This window comes from Parabacteroides goldsteinii (genome assembly GCF_020091425.1).
Taxonomy (GTDB): domain Bacteria; phylum Bacteroidota; class Bacteroidia; order Bacteroidales; family Tannerellaceae; genus Parabacteroides; species Parabacteroides goldsteinii.
In genome coordinates, this window is record NZ_CP081906.1 from 5,771,713 (window position 1) to 5,791,378 (window position 19,666).

9 protein-coding genes are annotated in these 19,666 nt (G+C 47.0%); 6 read left to right on the forward strand and 3 right to left on the reverse strand.

Translation table 11 applies throughout. The annotated features are described in order from the left end of the window. Positions 1-97: 97 nt before the first annotated feature. From K6V26_RS23775 to porX, 3 genes are all read right to left on the reverse strand, one after another. Entirely contained in the window at positions 98-310 is a 213-nt protein-coding gene (locus tag K6V26_RS23775; RefSeq protein WP_009860178.1) for an immunity 17 family protein, read from the reverse strand. 3 nt (positions 311-313) lie between these two features. Further along, positions 314-733 carry a tRNA (adenosine(37)-N6)-threonylcarbamoyltransferase complex ATPase subunit type 1 TsaE gene (tsaE, locus tag K6V26_RS23780; RefSeq protein WP_046145980.1) on the reverse strand — a complete coding sequence of 140 codons (420 nt, stop codon included), beginning with the start codon at positions 731-733 and terminating at the stop codon, positions 314-316. A gap of 79 nt (positions 734-812) precedes the next feature. Next, positions 813-2,363 carry a T9SS response regulator signal transducer PorX gene (porX, locus tag K6V26_RS23785; protein WP_129698054.1) on the reverse strand — a complete coding sequence of 517 codons (1,551 nt, stop codon included), beginning with the start codon at positions 2,361-2,363 and terminating at the stop codon, positions 813-815. A gap of 303 nt (positions 2,364-2,666) precedes the next feature. On the opposite strand from porX, the gene K6V26_RS23790 reads away from it, so the two are divergent. The 6 genes from K6V26_RS23790 to K6V26_RS23815 all read left to right on the forward strand — a co-directional run bounded on the left by K6V26_RS23790 (position 2,667) and on the right by K6V26_RS23815 (position 19,644). Beyond that, positions 2,667-6,809, forward strand: coding sequence for a hybrid sensor histidine kinase/response regulator transcription factor (locus tag K6V26_RS23790; protein WP_224264064.1), 4,143 nt, complete (start codon positions 2,667-2,669; stop codon positions 6,807-6,809). 19 nt (positions 6,810-6,828) lie between these two features. Then, positions 6,829-9,096 (forward strand): beta propeller repeat protein, encoded by a 2,268-nt coding sequence (locus K6V26_RS23795; RefSeq protein WP_224264065.1) that lies wholly within the window; start codon positions 6,829-6,831, stop codon positions 9,094-9,096. A gap of 212 nt (positions 9,097-9,308) precedes the next feature. Next, positions 9,309-12,533: a SusC/RagA family TonB-linked outer membrane protein gene (locus K6V26_RS23800; RefSeq protein ID WP_224264066.1), complete on the forward strand. Its 3,225-nt coding sequence runs from the start codon at positions 9,309-9,311 to the stop codon at positions 12,531-12,533. 26 nt (positions 12,534-12,559) lie between these two features. After that, entirely contained in the window at positions 12,560-14,260 is a 1,701-nt protein-coding gene (locus K6V26_RS23805; RefSeq protein WP_224264067.1) for a RagB/SusD family nutrient uptake outer membrane protein, read from the forward strand. Between the two features lie 291 nt (positions 14,261-14,551). Then, a complete protein-coding gene (locus K6V26_RS23810; RefSeq protein WP_122327009.1) occupies positions 14,552-17,080 on the forward strand; it encodes a glycoside hydrolase family 9 protein in 2,529 nt (842 codons plus the stop codon). Positions 17,081-17,121: 41 nt separating this feature from the next. Next, positions 17,122-19,644: a glycoside hydrolase family 9 protein gene (locus K6V26_RS23815; RefSeq protein ID WP_224264068.1), complete on the forward strand. Its 2,523-nt coding sequence runs from the start codon at positions 17,122-17,124 to the stop codon at positions 19,642-19,644. Positions 19,645-19,666: the final 22 nt, after the last annotated feature.

Consider the following 19,666-nt stretch of genomic DNA (forward strand, 5'->3'; position numbering starts at 1 on the left):
TACAATAGCAATACTAGTTGGGTACAAAGGTAAGAAAAACAAGGAATAGAAATCCTAAGACAGACTTCTGTTCCTTGTTTATGATGCATTATTTTTTTTACCAGTAAATCAAACCGAGTGTGCCGCAGCCAATTAGCGCTAATCCTAATAAAGCATAAAATATACGTGCTCCTTTTCTTCCGAATTTGTTTACGAAAGTTGTTGCTCCGCTGGTTTCGAAATACCAGTCGAAGTTAAAGATGGCAGCGACCAGGGAAAATGCTCCCAGGGCAATGAAGATGGCTAGTATGAAATAATCGGTAGGTTCCATCTGTTATTTCACTTCTACGGTTCGTGATCCGTCGGGATTTTCGCTGATCGTAACGTTTACCACGTCTCCCGGCAGCAACTCTTCGATCTTTTCCGGCCATTCGATAAAGCAGAGGGCGCCACTGTAAAAATAATCTTCGGTTCCTATCTGTTCTGCTTCACTGATCTTATTGATGCGGTAAAAATCAAAGTGATAGATCAACTCGCCGGTCGTATCGCTGCGATATTCGTTGATAATGGCGAATGTCGGGCTGTTGATCACATCTTCTACGCCCAACTCTTCGCAGATCGCTTTGATAAAAGTTGTTTTTCCGGCTCCCATGTTTCCGTAGAAGGCAAAGACGGTACGGTCATCCATTCCGGCAATGAATTCTTTGGCTGCCTGGCGGATGGTATCTAAATTTTCAATCTTGATAATACTCATGATGTCTATTGATTATTGATCATTTGTAATCTACCTGCAAAGGTATATTAATTTTCAATTTTCAATTCTCAATTTTCAATTATTTTGGTATCATGGTAATAAACGGCACCATCATTTCCTCCATCGAGATACCTCCGTGCTGGAATGTATTCTTGTAATAAGAAACATAATAATTGTAGTTGTTCGGATAAGCGAAGAAGTCATCGTTCATCGCAAATATATATTTGCTGCTCAGGTTAGGAGAGGGCAGGCCTATCTTTTCCGGATCGCGTATCTCCAATACTTCTTTGGGGTTGTAATTCAGATTTTTACCAACTTTGTAACGGAGGTTGGTATTGGTATTCCTGTCTCCTATCACTTTGATCGGGTTATTGACGCGGATTGTTCCGTGGTCGGTCGTAACGATCACTTTATACCCTTTATCGGAGATGCGTCTGAACAACTCCAGGGTGGTCGAGTGCTGAAACCAGGAACGGGTCAGGCTGCGGTAGGCAGCTTCGCTTTGTGCCAGTTCGCGGATCATCTTCATTTCCGTACGGGCATGCGATAACATATCCACAAAGTTCAGGACAACGACATTCAGCTGGTTGTGCGTCAGTGAAGAGATCATATTCAACAGCTTTTCACCGTATTGTGAGTCGTGTACTTTGTTATAAGAGAAGGTGTACTTCTTGCGGAAACGGTCGATCTGTGTCCGGATCAAAGGCTCTTCGTTCAGGTTTTTTCCTTCTTCACTCTCTTCATCCACCCATAAGTCCGGAAACATCTTTTCTATCTGTAAAGGCATCAGGCCCGAAAAAATAGAGTTGCGGGCATACTGTGTGGCGGTAGGAAGAATACTGTAATACAGGCTTTCGTCGAATGTAAAATATTCAGCCAGCAGGTCTTTGACGACACGCCACTGGTCCAGACGGAAATTATCGATCAGGATGAAGAACACCTTTTCATCGTTGTCCAGCAACGGGAATACTTTTTTCTTGAACAGATCCGGGCTCATCAGAGGGCGTTCCGCAGGGTTCTGTATCCAGTTTACGTAATTCTTCTTTACAAATTTACCGAAAGCGTTATTAGCCTCTTCTTTTTGCATCCGGAGCATATCGGTCATTTGTACCTGGCTGCTTTCCAGTTCCAGTTCCCAGTAAACCAGTTTCTTGTATAACTCCATCCAATCGTCGGTGGTCAGCGAATCGTTGATCTGCATGCCGATACGGTTGAATTCCTGCTGGTAGCCTACTGTTGTTGTTTCCGATATGATGACGTTTTTATGTACGTTCTTCTTAATGGAGAGGAGCAGCTGGTTCGGGTTGACCGGTTTGATCAGGTAGTCGGCAATCTTGTTTCCGATTGCCTGGTTCATAATGCTTTCCTCTTCGCTTTTAGTAACCATGACGACCGGTACGTTAGGGTTGATTTCCTTAATGTGGGCAAGCGTTTCCAGACCAGTCAGGCCCGGCATGTTCTCGTCCAGGAAAATAATATCGAACGATTGTTCCCTGCAACAGTCGATTGCATCCTGCCCGCTGATTACCGGAACCACTTCATACCCTTTATCCTGCAAAAACAAAATGTGAGGTTTCAACAAATCGATCTCATCATCTGCCCAAAGTACTCTGTCTTTCTTTACTGCCATATGTTACCTAAATTATTTCTTACAAATTTAATCGGAATAGTTTACATAATAACGATGCTTGTTCCGGTTTTGTATATTGACCCTTGTTTTTTTACGGTCTTTTATATCCTTGTGTTTTATTTTGTAAATATCATGATAATAGGTGAATAATAATACTTATTATCCCTGATATTCTGATTACAATAACAAAATAGCCCGTAAAAAGTTACAAATATCCCCTGTCTGTACAGACAAAAAATGATAAGTTTGTAAACCTGTTATCAGGGATAAAGGAGATGAAACCGATTAATCTATTACTGTTGTATGAATAGAATACGATTTATATATATTATTGTTTGTTTACTCTGTACGATTACTCTCGTACAAGGGGTAGAGAATAAAATCCTGTTTAACCGTCTGGATGTGAACAACGGGTTATCGTCTAATGAAGTGACCTGTATCTATAAAGACCGGAAAGGATTTATGTGGTTTGGTTCGAGTTCAGGACTGAGCCGTTTCGACGGCTATGAGTTCCGCACCTTCCGGCATGAAGTGGACGGTGCGTTGTTTTCGGAAGCCTATGTGACCCAGATTACGGAAACAGCAGACAGAAATCTGTGGATCTCTTATGAAGACGGAAAGGTCGGGGTCTATAATCCGGTTAAAAATATATTTCTGACGTTGGATGAGGCCCGAAAAGAATTGGATTTGCCAGCTAATATATCAGGTGTCTTTCAAGGGAAAGACCTGCAATTGATTTTCAGTACTTCAGATAACCGATTGTACGCCTATGATTATTCCACAAGGAAAGCGGTCGTTTATCCGGTTGATCCGTCGGAAGGGCAGGTGTGCGATGTCTATCAGAAAGGGGAGATTCTATATGTGATCCATACCTCCGGTGTAATCGAGATGATCGATTTGCAGCAGGGAAAGTCCATCTTGAAGAACGGCCATCTGAAAAAAGTGTGTAAAGCCAGACGATTCATGTTGTTCATAGATAGTGATAACGAGATCTGGGTTTATCCGGATCCGGAAAGTTATGGGGGATTGTACCGTTTCACTCCGCGGAATGGCAGGTGGAAACAATATAATACTTCTTCGTCTCTTCCCCTGAATTCTTCACTGATACGGGGAGTGGAGGAAGATTCGGAAGGTGTGATCTGGATTGCTGCCGATCATGGTGGCCTGAATCTGCTGGACAAGAAGACGGAAACGATCCGTTACCTGAAGAATAATCCGTTCGACCTGCGGAGTATCAGCCAAAACAGTGTGATCAGTTTATATAAGGATGATACGGGAATTATCTGGACAGGTACTTATAAGAACGGTATCAATTATTATCATGAAAGTATCTTTAAGTTCCGTTCGCTCCGTTATCCGGTTATGGAAGCTGAGGATGCGGAGATCAATGACTGTAATTGCGTCCTGGAAGATCGTTCCGGAAATTTGTGGATCGGGACTAACGGGAACGGATTGTTATATTACAACCGGACTACCGGGCAATACCGCAAGTATCGCCATGATCCGGCTGATCCGTCGAGTATCAGCAGTAACATTGTTGTTTGTTTGGAAAATGATGCCAGCGGTAATCTCTGGATCGGTACTTATGTCGGTGGACTGGATTGTTTTGACGGGAGCCGTTTTAAACATTACCGTCCTCAGACCGACAGTTTGAAAGAGTTGTCGAACAACAGTGTCTACAGTCTTTATGCAGATGAGGCCGGCAATCTCTGGATCGGCACACTGGGAGGAGGTATGGATTGTCTGGACCTCAAGACGGGGGAATGGTCACATTTCCATTCGGGCGACCCGGAGAATCCATTGGGCTCCGATTATATTTATTCCATATCCAAAGGTAATAAGGATGAATTATTGATAGGCACCTCGTTGGGGGTGAATATGCTTGATACGAAAAGCGGGCGTGTATCTTCTTTTAAAGGGGAGATGAACAGGGGGAAAGTGTTCAATGATAAAGCGATCAATACAGTTTACCGGGATAGCCGTAATCTGTTGTGGATTGGCAGTAATAACGGACTGACTGTTTATGACCCTTCCCACGATAAACTATATCAACTGGATAAAACGAATGGTTTGCCTGACAACGATATTATGTCTATCCGGGAAGATGATACGTATGTTTTGTGGCTTGGGACGAAGAACGGTTTGCTTCAGCTAACCCCGCATTATAAGAAAGACGGAACATATCAGTTCAATTGTATTACTTATTATGAAAATGAGGGTGTACAGGGCCGCGTTTTTAACCGGAACAGTGTATGCCGCTCTGCTTCAGGAGAACTGATCTTCGGAGGAACGAACGGACTGACTGTTTTCAATCCTTCCCGGATAAAGTATAATTTCTATCCTCCGACAGTTGCCGTTACGGGCTTCCTGGTACAGAATGATCAGATTTTGCCCGGACAGCCATATAACGGGCGTATCATCTTGCAGGATGATATCAGCTATTGCAACGAGTTGTCGTTGCAATACGATGAACGTAGTTTTTCTTTGAATATCGCAGCTCTTAGCTATTTTCTTCCGGAGAAGAACCGCTTTTCGTATATAATGGAAGGCTTCGACAAAAAATGGGCTACCATTGATGCGGTAAACCGGAACATTACTTATACCAATCTTTCTCCCGGAACCTATACCTTTCTGTTGAAAGCAGAAAATAATGACGGTGTTTGGGGGCAGGAGCCGATAAAACTAAAGATAACGATCATGCCTCCTTTCTGGGGGACCAACTGGGCGATCTTTTTATATTGTATCCTGGCTGCCATTATCGTGTTCGCTATTATCCGGGGTATTCTTCATATCCAGAAGCGTAAATTCGAGAAAGAACAGGAACGGATACGGGTTAACCAGCTTCATGAAATGGATGAGATGAAATTACGCTTCTTCACCAATGTCAGCCATGAGTTCCGTACGCCTTTGTCCCTAATCATTACACCGATAGAGAAGCTGATGAAGAGCGAAAGTAACCCGGAGAATCAGATGATACTGAAGTTGATCTACCAAAATGCGAACCAGTTGTTACGTTTGGTAAACCAGTTACTCGATTTCAGGAAGATCGATGTGCAGGGTGTCCAGTTACTTTTGTCCTCCGGAGATATCGTGTTGTTTGTCAGGAATATTACTTATTCATTTAAGGAACTGTCGGAGAAAAAGAATATTCGTTTCTCGTATACGACTTCCTTCCCTTCGTTGGTTATGAAATTCGATACGGATAAGGTTTTTAAGATCGTATCCAATTTATTAAGTAACGCCTTCAAGTTCACACCTGAAGGAGGGGAGATATCTGTTAACCTGAGCATGCAACAGGATGAGGATGGAAAAAGTATGCTGTTAATCCAAGTCATTGATACGGGGATAGGGATTGAAGAAGATAAATATGATTTGATCTTCAATCGTTTCTATCAGATACCGTCGGAAGATAAATCCGGAACGGTGGTTGGAACAGGCATCGGATTGCATTTATGCCGTGAGTTTGTCAAGTTGCATAACGGTACGATCTCCGTCAGGAGCCAGGTTGGAAAAGGAAGTACGTTTACGGTATCGCTTCCGATCGAACTTCCGGAGATACAGGAGATTATCTCTTCACCGGATAAATCGGATACGGCCGGAGTCGGGGAAAGGACAGGAATATCAGAAGAAAATGAAATACTCGGACAGACACAGCAAGAAAATACGGAGATGCGTACGGAGCCGAATAAACCGACTTTACTCATTGTCGATGATAATGCAGATTTCCGTGAATTCATGAAGTTGAGTTTGAGCGGTTTATACCATGTCTTTACGGCTGACGACGGTGAACAGGCCTGGAAAGTTATCCTGGAAGAACTTCCGGATATGGTAGTCAGCGATGTGATGATGCCGGTAACGGATGGGATCGTTTTGTGTAAACGAATCAAACAGGATATCCGTACATCTCATATTCCGGTAATTCTTTTGACGGCGAAATCGGCAGAAGAGAGTAAAATGACCGGTCTGGAAGCAGGAGCCGACGATTATATCGGCAAACCGTTCAATATGGATATGTTGATTCTGAAGATACAGCATCTGGTAGAAATGAAGAAACGGTTGCAGAAGCAGTTCATGCAATCATCGCAAACAGGTATTCAATTGGCCGATATCCCGATCAGTTCGATGGATGAGCAGCTGATGCGGAAAGCGATAGCCTATATCGAAGAACAAATAGCTAATCCGGAACTTTCTGTCGAGCGGTTGAGCCGGGAGATGGGGATGAGCCGTGTGAACTTTTATAAGAAAACACTTTCGATAACGGGTAAAACACCGGTCGAATTGATTCGTGCCATCCGTATGAAACGGGCAGCGCAATTGCTGGAGAAAAGTCAGATGCGTATCAACGAGGTTGCCAGTGAAGTTGGTTTCAACGACATCAAATTATTCCGTAAATATTTCAAAGATGAATTCGGGACGTTGCCGTCCGACTACATGAAAAGAGAGTAACCATTAATATACAATTACCATGAAAGCCATTTCAATGACCATTACAGGACTTCTGATTCTTTTGTCAATGGGCGGCCAGGGAATTATTGCCCAATCGCTTCGCCCTTCCGTTCCTGTGGAACACTATCGCTGGAAAAGTGTTCAGATCGTAGGCGGAGGATTTGTAGACGGGATTGTTTTTCATCCGAAGGAAAAAGACGTACGCTATTGCCGTACCGATATGGGGGGGGCCTATCGTTGGGATAAGGAAACGCAACAGTGGGTTTCTATGCTTGACTGGATCACTTATGACGATAACAATCTGGTCGGTGTGGAGAGTATTGCGGTCGATCCCAATGATCCTCAAACCGTTTATCTTTCATGCGGAACCTATACCCGCAGTACGAACGGGGCTGTCCTTTGTTCAAATGACGGAGGACGGACTTTTACCCGTACCGACATGCCTTTTACCATGGGAGGAAATGAAAATGGCCGCGGTAATGGCGAACGCATGATGGTAGACCCTTTGAATAGTGATATAATCTATCTGGGTACCCGTCTGGATGGTCTTTGGCGTTCATCGGACCGGGGAAAAAGCTGGCAACAGGTTCGTTCGTTTCCGGATGTGACGGAAGTTATTCCCGAAGGAGGTAATCCGTGGATGCAGGATCGTGGTTGCGGTATTAATTTAGTTTTGTTTGATCCATCGGGCGGCACAGTCGGTAAAGGTTGTTCGACTTTGTATATCGGTGTTTCGCTAAAAGATCGCAACAATTTCTTTGTCAGCCATGATTATGGAGAAAGCTGGCAACCGCTTGCGGGACAGCCGGTACAATACCGCCCCACTCAGGCGGCCCTTTCAGAAGACGGCTATCTGTATATTACGTATGGCAGTAACCCCGGTCCGATGCGGATGAATAACGGGGCAGTCTGGAAATATGATCCCCGCAGTGAAAAATGGCAGGATATTTCTCCGGTAAAGGCTGATCCGGATAAAGGGGCTGCTTTTGGATATGCCGCAGTGTCTGTCGATCAGCAGAATCCGAAGCATCTTATTGTCAGCACCTTCAATCGTCCGGTCGCCGGTTCGTATGCGGAAGATGATATTTACCGGACTACCAATGGAGGTAAAACCTGGAAACCGGTCTTTGCAGGAGGTGCCCGCTTCGATTACAGCAAAGCTCCTTATGTGGAGTTTACCCCGTTACATTGGATGTTCGATATTGAAATAGACCCGTTTGATCCCGATCATGCCCTGTTTACAACCGGATATGGCGGTTGGGAGACATTCAATCTCGGTAATATGGATAAAAATGAACCGACACAGTGGCAAGTGATGAGTACGGGGATAGAGGAAACTGTTCCCTTGGAATTATATAGCCCGGAACAGGGTGCGCAACTGATCTGTGCGATAGGTGATTATGGCGGCTTTACCCATGTTGATTTGGATCGTCCCGTTCCATCCGGTAGCCATGCCGATCCTTATTATTCCAATACGACCGGTATTACCGGGGCAGAAGATCAACCGGATCTGGTTGTCCGTGTGGGGACTGTTTCGCATCATCACCCTGAAGGCAAGCCGCTAGCCTATTCGATGGATGGAGGAAAGAGTTGGCTGGAGCCGGTTTCTTTGCCTCAGGAAAAAGCACAAAATGGATATATCGCTGTCTCTTCTGACGGACGAACCTGGATATGGACACCCGACCGCATGCCTGTCTATTATACGAATGACCGGGGGGTAACCTGGTCGACTGCAGAGGGAATCCCAGAGAATCTCCGTGTGATTGCCGACCGTGTCAATCCGAAACGTTTTTACGCTCTCGATCTTTCTGCCGCTGTTTTATATGAGAGTATGGATGCCGGTGTCAGTTTCCAGTCCCGCCGATTGCCTTTTGCCCCATTTGACAGTAAGGCACGCAATGCCCGTGGTGATCGCCGGGGAGGACAGGACCGTGTGTATGCTACGCCGGGAAAGGAAGGCGACTTATGGATTGCCGCTTTTGACGGCCTATATCATGGTCTTCCCGGAGAAGCATTCGTATCCCTGGATAAGGTGCGTCGCATCTACGCTTTCGGTTTTGGAAAAGCCGCGCCCGGTTCGGATTATCCGTCGTTATATCTGGCAGGGATCGTGAACGGGGTATCGGGCTTTTTTCGTTCCGACGATGCGGCCCGTGGCTGGGTACGTATCAATGATGATGACCACCAATACGGATTGGTGCTGCACATCTCCGGAGATCCGAAAAGATATGGGAGAGTATACGTCGGTTCGCATGGACGCGGAATTGTTTATGCCGACCCTTATTAGCTATATATCAGATCGATAAATCTATGTTTTTTTCATTAATGATGGATGTAAAAACGGGGGAATAAACAAAATTCCCCCATAAAAGACACAATTTATCCCTCTTCATTTACCGTTTTACCCGCATCGTGAAACATTATTTCCTTCATGTTGGAGATGCATGAACTAATTTTGTTTCAGTTAAAAATTTATTTTTTACTTTAAATCAATTCAGTATGAATAAACACGTTAAAATTTTGTTGACGCTGAAGTCTTTGGGATTTGCATTCTTATTTAGTACCGGTCTTGTCGCCCATGCGGCAGTAGATAACGGTCATGTGAATCCGGCAAGTACAACTGCTATGCAGCAGTCGAAAAAAATCTCTGGTATCATTACAGATGAGAAGGGCGAACCAATTATCGGGGCGAACATTGCTGTAGTAGGTACAACGATCGGTATAATCAGTGATATGGATGGCAAGTACGAACTGGAAGTTCCGGAAGGCGCTGAGGTGAAAGTCTCCTATATCGGTTATAATCCTCAAAGTTTTAAAGTAACCCAGAAGACTTCTTATAATATAGTATTAAAAGAAGACTCCGAGATGATCGACGAAGTAGTCGTTGTCGGTTACGGTACGATCAAGAAAAGCGACATTTCCGGTTCCGTTGTTTCGGTCGACAAGGAACAGATGATGAAACGTAATCCGCTGAACCTCGCGCAAGGGTTGCAGGGCTCTGCCGCCGGCGTGATGGTTTCCAAGAACTCGGGTGACCCGGAAGGGACGGCGACAATCCGTATCCGTGGTGTTGCGACGGTGAACGGCTCGGCCGATCCGTTGTATGTAGTCGACGGAGTACAGGTCGGCAGCAATGCTAATTTTGTAAACCCTGCCGATGTGGAAAGCATCGAAGTCCTGAAAGACGCTTCCGCCACCGCTATCTACGGCGCCCGTGGTGCGAACGGTGTCGTTATGATCACAACGAAGAAAGGGGTGAAAGGTGCAACCCAGCTCAACTTCTCTGCTAACTTCGGTATCCAGAACATGACCGGTAAGCTGGACGTAGCCGATGCCGACCTTTTTGCCTACTCTGTTCGCCAGGGACGTGCCAACGATGCCGCCTCTATCCAGAACAAAGCCTTTGGTGCAGACTATGCAGGCCGCCTGCGCACCATCGACTGGCAGGACGTTATGACCCGTACCGCTTTGCAGCAGAATTACATGCTATCCGTTTCCGGTGGCAACGATAAGACACAATCGACTTTCTCGGTCGGTTACCTGAATAACGACGGCGTGATACTGGATTCCAACTTCTCCCGTCTGACGGCCCGTGCCAATGTAACCCACAAGGTAAAAGACTTTATCGAAGTAGGCGGTAACGTCGCTTTCGTTCATTCTGAAAAGGTGGGAGGCGGAAACCTCCGCAGCTATGCGACATTGACTCCGACTATGGATTATGTGGATGAAACCACCGGCCAGTTCATCAGCAACGACTGGCGCGCCAATGCAGACGGAACTTACAACGCTTTCATGCAGATCAGCGGTGAAGGCGATATCCAGAAAGGCCAGGATAACCCCTATGCCGCTAAGATGGAAGAAGATAAGACCCCTACCTATGAAAACAAATTTGTCGGCAGTGCCTATCTGAACCTGAATCTGTTCAAGGGATTGCAATTCCGTACGATCGGCTCCTATACGCTTTCGACAGTAGACGGAAGCGGTTTCAACATCGTAAATCCGCGAACCATCACCGCAGCACAGACCAACTCTTTCTGGATGAACCAGTCGCAGGATAATAATATTGAGATCGAAAGCTATTTCACCTATAACTGGAAGAACGATATCCATAACCTGACGGTCATGGCAGGTAATTCGGTCACCAATTACTGGGGCCATTGGGTCTCTTCCAATGCAAGCAATTTCCTGGCAGACACTTATCGCCAGATGTCGTTGACCAGCGACCAGACTTCACGCATCGGCGACGGCGGTTATAATCTGAAGACGCGTTACATCTCCTGGTACGGCCGTGCCATGTACACCCTGATGGACCGTTATATCGTTACCGCTACCGTACGTCGCGACGGTTCGTCCAACTTCGGATCGGGTAACCGTTGGGGTACTTTCCCTTCTGCCGCTTTGGCATGGCGTTTGTCTGAAGAAGATTTTATCAAGAACCTGGATATATTCAGCAACATGAAGCTGCGTTTCGGTTGGGGACAAACCGGTAATGCAGGTAGTGCGACCAGTCTTTCCGTTGCCCAACTCTCTTCCAACCGCATTGCTTACGACTGGGGACAGTTAGGCGGTTCATCTTCCAACTATAATAAGGTAGTCGGCTTCGCCCAGCTGAAAGAGATCGACACCAACCTGAAATGGGAAACGAATACACAGACAAATATCGGTCTGGACCTGGGCCTGCTTAATAACGACCTGAACATTACGATGGATTACTTCATCCGTGACTCCAAAAATCTTTTACTTTATCGCAACATGCGCCCGTCTACCGGACACGGACAGGTTTATACCAACGCCGGACATATCCAGAACAAAGGATTCGAGTTTAGCGTATCCTATAACAAACGTTTCGGCGACTGGAACCTCGGTGCTACACTGACCGGCTCTACGTTGAAGAACAAAGTAATCGAAGTGGGCGACCCTATCTATAACAACCTCGATGCGAACGGCGATTTGATCACCGACGACGGCGATAACTGGACCAACCACTCCGTAACGATGGAAGGTCACGCAGTAGGTTCTTATTACGGTTATGTAGTGGAAGGCATCTTTAAGAACCAAGCCGAAGTAGATGCTGCGAATGCCCTGGCAAAGGAGAACGGATACGACGCTTACCAGGTAAATGCCACCACCGTGGGCGATTATAAATACAAAGACCTGAACGGCGACGGCCATATCGACGGTAACGACCAGAAAGTATTGGGGAACGGTTTCCCGAAACTAAATTACGGCCTCACCCTGAATGCCAACTGGAAGAACTGGGATGCAATGATCTATATGTACGGTGTTGCCGGTATGAAGATCAACTCGTATGCCGCCATGAAAATGACCCAGCTATATAAGACCGGCGGCGGTATCCAGAATACATTGAAGGAATACATCGACAACGCCTGGAGCGAATCGAATCCCAATGCCGTTTATCCGCGCATGACCATCGTCGATAACAATACAAACATGAAAGCATCCGATGCCTATGTGAAGAAAGGCGATTTCCTGAAAATAGCGAACATCCAGATCGGTTATACCTTCCCGAAACGTTGGTTGCAGCCGCTCCGCATGGACAATGCACGCATCTTCGCCTCTGTCGAGAACCTCGCATGCTTCTCCGGCTATAATAAATTCGGCGATCCGGAAGTCGGTAATGCAGCAGTCTTGCAAACCGGTTTCGACGGTGGCCGTTACCCCTATCCGCGTACATTCACATTTGGTTTGAGCGTACAATTCTAATTGTTTAATCTTATAATTCGAGTCTTATGAAAAAAATAGTTATATCTGCCTTATCGTTACTCCTTTTGCTTACGACAAACAGCTGTAAGGATTATCTGGAAGTAGACCATTACGATATTCTCCCTGGCGACTTCATGTTCCAGAGTGAAGAAAACGTGGAAGGTGGCCTGATCGGTTGTTACGATACCTTCTATCCCTCCAAAGAAGACAACGAGGCCGGTGCCGACGGTTCTATGTGGGGCTTTAAGCCACAATACATGCTGTCAAACCATCCGACCCTCGACACACAGGCTAGCGGTTGGGATAAAGCCTATTGCACGGAAGACTGGACCTCTTCCAGTTCCGAGTTCCTCTCTTTATGGGTAGGCTGTTATAAGGCGATTTCCCGTTGTAACACCTTGCTCGATGGTCTGGAAGGCATGAGCAACGATCTCTTCAGCGAAGGAGAGGCCGGCAAGAAGAAGATCGAGGCACAGGCACGTGCTATCCGTGCTTACAACTACCTGGCTCTGGCGAAAAACTTCGGACGTGTGCCCATGCTGATGGCTGGCGAGACGTATGTAAATACACCTTCCAAGCCGCGCCCGGATACGGAAGATGAAACATGGCAGGTGATCATCGACGACCTTGCATTTGGTGCTTCCGTTCTCGACTGGACACCGATCAACGGCGAATACGGACGTATAACAAAAGGTTTCTGTTTAGGTTATCAGGCCGAGGCCCTGATGTATCAGGAAAAATATGCGGAAGCCAAGACTTTGCTGAAAGAAATAATCGACAGTAACACCTATTCATTGGTTCCATGTTTCAGCTATCTGTACGATCCTGAAAAAGCATGGCAAACAGAAGACGTCTTTGCCACAGTGATGTGGACGGACAATGGTAATAACATGTCGGGTGTGCAAGGGTGGTCACCAACCGAAGATCATTACATGACAGCCTGCTATTGTGCCGCTTCGATGGAGTATAACGGTTGGGGGTCCTTGTTTATTTCCTGGGAATGTTACAACTCGTTTGAGGAAGGCGACCGCCGCCGTGCCGCCTCTATGGTGGCTTTGGGAGAAACAAACCCCTGGACCGGGCAGACGATCGGTGCAAACGGTGCCCCGAATGTGAAGACAGGTTCTGAATATATGCCGAACATCTCCAGTTTGAAATACTGGCGTGCCAACTGCGACTATTGGACGACGATCAACCAGCCGTTTACCCTGCACCTGCTGCGTTATGCCGCCATCTTGCTGAATTATGCAGAATGCAGTTTCCAGACCGGCGACGAAACAAGTGGTTGGGATGCGATCCGCCAGATACGCGAACGTGCCTGGGGTAACCATGAAGTCAGTTTGAGCGACGCAGAATATCCGATTCCGATGCAGACTGAAACTGTGGCAGTGCCTGACGCTAAAACCTATTACACGAAATACAAAGCGGAAAAAGGTTACTCTTCCGATGTCTGGATGGTTGCCGTCAATATGGAACGCCGTCATGAGTTCAACGCTGAATTCAGCCTGTTCTATGATTTGAAGCGTACCGGAATGGTCGAAGAGTTTATCAACCTGGAATATCCGAAGGGAGTAGGTACTGCTCCGGGATCGGATGCCGCTTATCAGGACTGGCGTACCTATCGTACATTCGATTATAACAAGGATAAGATGCTTTATCCGATTCCTTATCAGGAAATCTTAACGAATGCGGAGATCGGACCGGAAGATCAGAATCCAGGTTATTGATTGTAAGTGTTTATTGTAGTTTGGTAGTAACTCTTCCCTTTGGAGAGGAGGCAGGGGTGTTAAAGTCTGTTGTAGGAAAGACCTATAACACCCCCTCTATTTCCTTTTGCGGAGGAAAACCGTTACTATCAAAATGACATTACCCTATCGGGTAAATCAGATTACTATACCATGTATTTCAGATTACCTCACCGGGTAATATTTTTTAACGTATCAAAAAGACGGTAAAATAACTTGTTGCATTTCATTATGCTATTTGGGATTGATAGGTCTTTATTAAATCTTATTCACATGAAACGAACACTTATCGGCATATATTTACTGGCTTCTGTCTTCTCCTTGACGGCTCAGGAGTTCAAGCTCAATTCATCCGGATACTTCAACAACGGGGGAGTAGATGTAATGTCGTTCAACGATTTCTATCCCGAAGGCCATCAGGGGGGCGTCAGCCTTATCATGCATGGTAACCGGATCGCTACCAACGGTGATATCCGTCTCGAAGCAACACCGGGACAATGGCAGCCGGTGCCAAAACAACAGGATCGCATTGTAGATAATACTTCCAACACGATCATCACGCGGCTTTCCTATCCCGATTCTTCCCGCCATATGACCGGTTTCAATCCGATGATTTATCCTGACCTCCAATTCAATTATACGGTCCGTGTAGAAGGGAAAGGCGGGGATATCGTAGTAACGGTCGACCTCGATCGACCCATCCCGGCAGACTTCGTAGGTAAGGTAGGTTTTAATCTCGAACTTTTTCCGGGCGATCTTTTCGGCAAACCCTGGATCATGGATGAACAGGACGGTATTTTCCCACAACAGCCTAACGGACCTACTTTAAATGTACGTTCCAATCATCAACATACCGGTGATTACTGTTCTTTTACAAAAGAAAGCGGCCTCTTGGCTGACCGGAAACAGCTGGCGAGAGACGGTTCGTCTTATAATCCCATCGTCGCCGACGATCTGATAGCCGAACCTTATGCGGTTGGACATTGTTTCACCGTCCGCCCTGACGATGCTTACAACAAATTTACCATCTTATCGGAAAACACAGAATTAAAACTATACGACGGACGTATGAACCATAATAACGGTTGGTTTGTCGTCCGCAGCGAAATTCCTGCCGGAGTGACGAAAGGCGCTGTCTGCTGGACTATCACTCCGAATGTAGTAAAAGATTGGCTGTATACGCCTGTTATCCAGACTTCACAGGTCGGTTACCACCCGGCGCAGCCGAAAGAGGCGATAATCGAGTTGGATAGCCGCGATAGCGCACGTCCTGAAGCTATATTATACCGTCTTACGGCAAAAGGAGAGGAGAAAATCCATGCCGTAGCCCCACAGCCGTGGGGAAACTTCCTGCGTTACAACTATCTTAAATTTGATTTCACGGACGTGAAGGAGGAAGGACTTTACCGGATTCGTTACGGAAACTCGGTCTCTTCTGTTTTCCGCATCGCCCGGAATATCTATGAACGGGGCGTATGGCAGCCGGTCCTGGAATATTTTCTTCCGGTACAAATGTGCCACATGCGGGTGAACGAAAAATATCGGGTCTGGCACGACTATTGTCATTTGGACGATGCCCGTATGGCTCCCGCCCTGAATCATATCGACGGATATACGCAGAATGCTTCGACTTTGACAAAGTATGCCCCGGGGGATATCGTTCCGGGATTAAATATCGGCGGATGGCATGATGCGGGTGATTTCGACCTGCGCGTAGAATCGCAAGCCGGTGAATCTTATATCCTGGCATTGGCTTATGAGGCTTTTCGCGAGGATTATGATGTCACCTCCATCGATCATCATAACCGGATCACCGAGATCCATCAGCCGGATGGTAAACCGGACCTGTTACAACAGGTCGAGAATGGTGCCTTAACCGTAGTGGGAGGCTATCGTGCCCTGGGCCGCCTGTATCGTGGAATTATTTGCAACGACCTGCGCCAGTATGTCATGCTGGGCGATGCCGGTGCCATGACCGACAATGTGATCGGTAATGCCGACGACCGCTGGGTATTCACCGAAGATAACCCTTCCCGCGAATTAAGCACTGCCGCCGCCCTGGCTGCCGTCTCCCGTGTGTTGAAAGGCTTTAACGACACCTTGAGCGTACAATCTTTGCAGGCCGCCCGCGAATTGTTTGATCGGACTCGTGTGACCGATCGTTCGGAAATAAATAAGTTACAGGCTGCCGTAGAACTTTATCTGGCAACTCACGAGGATGGATACAAAAAATATATCCTCGGCCAACAGAAACTGATCGTTGATAACATCGCCCGTACAGGCTGGTTTATTGGACGCGCCGATCAGGCCATCAAGGATAAAAAATTTGCAGAGAACATACGCAAGGCACTCGCCGTTTTCCGCCGCGAACTGGAAGAACAGAAAAAGGAAACCCCGTATGGTGTCCCTTATAAACCGAGCATTTGGGGGGCAGGCTGGGATATCCAGTCGTTCGGCTATCAACAGTATTTTCTCGTGCAGGCTTACCCTGACCTGTTTGGGTCGGAGTTGCTTTACAGCGCGCTCAACTTTGTGCTGGGTTGTCATCCGGGAAGCAATACCGCCTCTTTCGCTTCGGGTGTGGGAGCCAATTCAGCAACGGTAGCCTATGGATTGAACCGTGCGGACTGGTCTTATATCCCCGGTGGTGTGATCTCCGGGACTGCCATGATCCGTCCGGACTTCCCTGAACTATTGACTTTTCCTTTCCTCTGGCAACAGACAGAATATGTGATGGGAGGAGGTTCCTCGCACTATATGTTCCTGGTGCTCGCCGCCCGTCAGTTATTGGAAAACAAATAAGAGCTAACAAACAGATACCAACATATAAAAGAATATATATCATGAAGAACATATTGACAAGCATCGGCTTATTGGCATTGATACAGTTCCACCCTCTTCAGGCGCAGGAATTCAAACTTGATCCGGCCGGTTATCTTCGTAATGAAGGTGTAGATGTAATGGCTTTCAGCGATGTCTATCCGGAGGGCAAACAAACCGGCGTGACCATTATTATGAACAACAACCGTGTAGCCACCAGTGGTGATATCCGCCTGGAGGCCTCACAGGGCCAATGGCAACCGCTTCCCGTTCTGCGGAGCCGCCAGGTGAATGAGGGGGACAACAGCATAACCGTTACGTTAAGTTATCCCGATTCGTCCAGACACATGACAGGTTTTAACCCGACCCTTTATCCGGATTTTGTATTCCAGTATACGGTCCGTGTAGCCGGAGAAGGTGACGATGTCGTCGTAACAGTCGACTTGGATACCCCGGTCCCTCAGAAATATGAAGGAAAAATAGGTTTTAACCTCGAGCTTTACCCGGGTTCCCTTCTGGGAAAACCCTGGATCATGGATCACAAGGCGGGTATTTTCCCTCCACAGGCGAATGGTCCGACAATCTCCTGCGAATCAAATACCCAATGGCTCGGCAACTTTAACCCGGAAGGAAAGGTCGACCTGAAACATCTTTTGGGCGACGGAACCTACAACCCGATGATTGCCGACGATATTATAGCCGCCCCTTATGCCCGTGGTAAGAAATTCACCATGAATCCGGCTGATCCTTACAACAAAGTGACGGTCCGTTCAGAAATCGGAGACTTGATCCTTTATGACGGACGTATGAATCATAACAACGGCTGGTTTGTTCTGCGGACAGAGATACCGGCGGGTGTATCCAGGAACGCGATCAAGTGGGTAATCACTCCGAATGTAGTAAAAGATTGGCTGTATACGCCTGTAGTACAGACCTCGCAGGTTGGTTACCATCCAGATCAACCGAAGATAGCTGTGATCGAACTGGATAGCCGTGATAAGCAGATCGGTGAACCGGCTCTTTATAAAATTACGGATGCGGGTGAGGAACTTATTCTGGACAGACCGGCACAGGAATGGGGTAAATTCTTGCGGTACAACTATCTCCGTTTCGACTTTTCGTCTATTCGGGAAGAAGGTTTGTATCAGGTTCGTTACGGTGAATCCGTTTCTCCTGTATTCCGTATTGCTGAAGACATTTATGAACGTGGCGTCTGGCAGCCGGAACTGGAGTACTTCCTGCCGATCCAGATGTGTCATATGCGGGTAAACGAAAAATATCGTGTCTGGCATGACCTTTGTCATATGGATGATGCCCGTATGGCTCCTGTGAACCTGAGCCATATCGACGGATATTCTTCAGGGCCGTCTACACTGACACAATACCAGCCGGGTGATATCGTACCCGGTCTGACCATCGGCGGCTGGCATGATGCCGGTGACTATGACCTCCGCGTGGAGTCACAGGCAGGAGAGGCTTATATCCTGGCATTAGCGTATGAACATTTCGGTATCGATTACGACGCGACAACGATCGACCATCATAAAAGGGTTACCGAGATCCATCAGCCGGACGGCAAACCGGACTTGTTGCAGCAGGTGGAGAACGGTGCATTGACCGTTGTGGCAGGTTATCGTGCTCTCGGACGTCTTTACCGCGGGATTATCTGTAACAGTGTCCGCCAGTATGTCCATTTGGGAGATGCCAGTGCCCACACCGACAATGTGACTGGAAATGAAGACGATCGTTGGGTATTCACAGAGGATAACCCGTATCGCGAACTGACGACTGCTGCCCAGTTGTCAGCAATCTCCCGGGTTTTGAAAAACTTTAACGATACATTGAGTACACAGGCATTGGATGCTGCGAAAGAACTGTACCGGATCACCCGGACTGATGGGCGGACCAAAGGGGCTAAAATACATGCGGCAGTCGAACTGTATCTGACAACCGGCGATAATTCCTATAAGGAATATGTGCTGGCCGAACAGGAGTATATCGTTCAGCACATCGATCGTCTCGGATGGTTTATCGGCCGTTTCGATAAAGCAGTGAATGATAAGAAATTCTCGCAGTCTATGCGTAAAGCGTTGGTTACCGTTCGTGACCAGTATGAGAAAATGAAGTTGCAGACTCCGTACGGTGTACCCGAAGATCGTGGAAACCTGAGTTCCGGTTCCTGGGATGTGCAGACACTGGGCTATTATTACTGCTTCCTGCAGGATGCTTATCCTGATCTGTTCACGCCTGACTATATTTTCAATGCAATCAACTTTATCCTGGGCTGCCATCCGGGAAGTAACACGGTCTCTTTTGCTTCCGGTATCGGAGCGAATTCGGCCACAGTGGCTTATGGGGTGAATCGCGCCGACGGCTCTTATATACCGGGTGGAGTTATTCCGGGAACAGTCCTGATCCGCCCCGACCTGCCGGAACTGGTGCCGTATCCGTTTATCTGGCAGGAAGGTGAGTATTGTATGGGGGGCGAAGCTTCTTATTTTATGTACATGGTATTGGCTGCCCGGAAGATACTGAATGATAAATAATATTGTAGAACGCATTTATTTC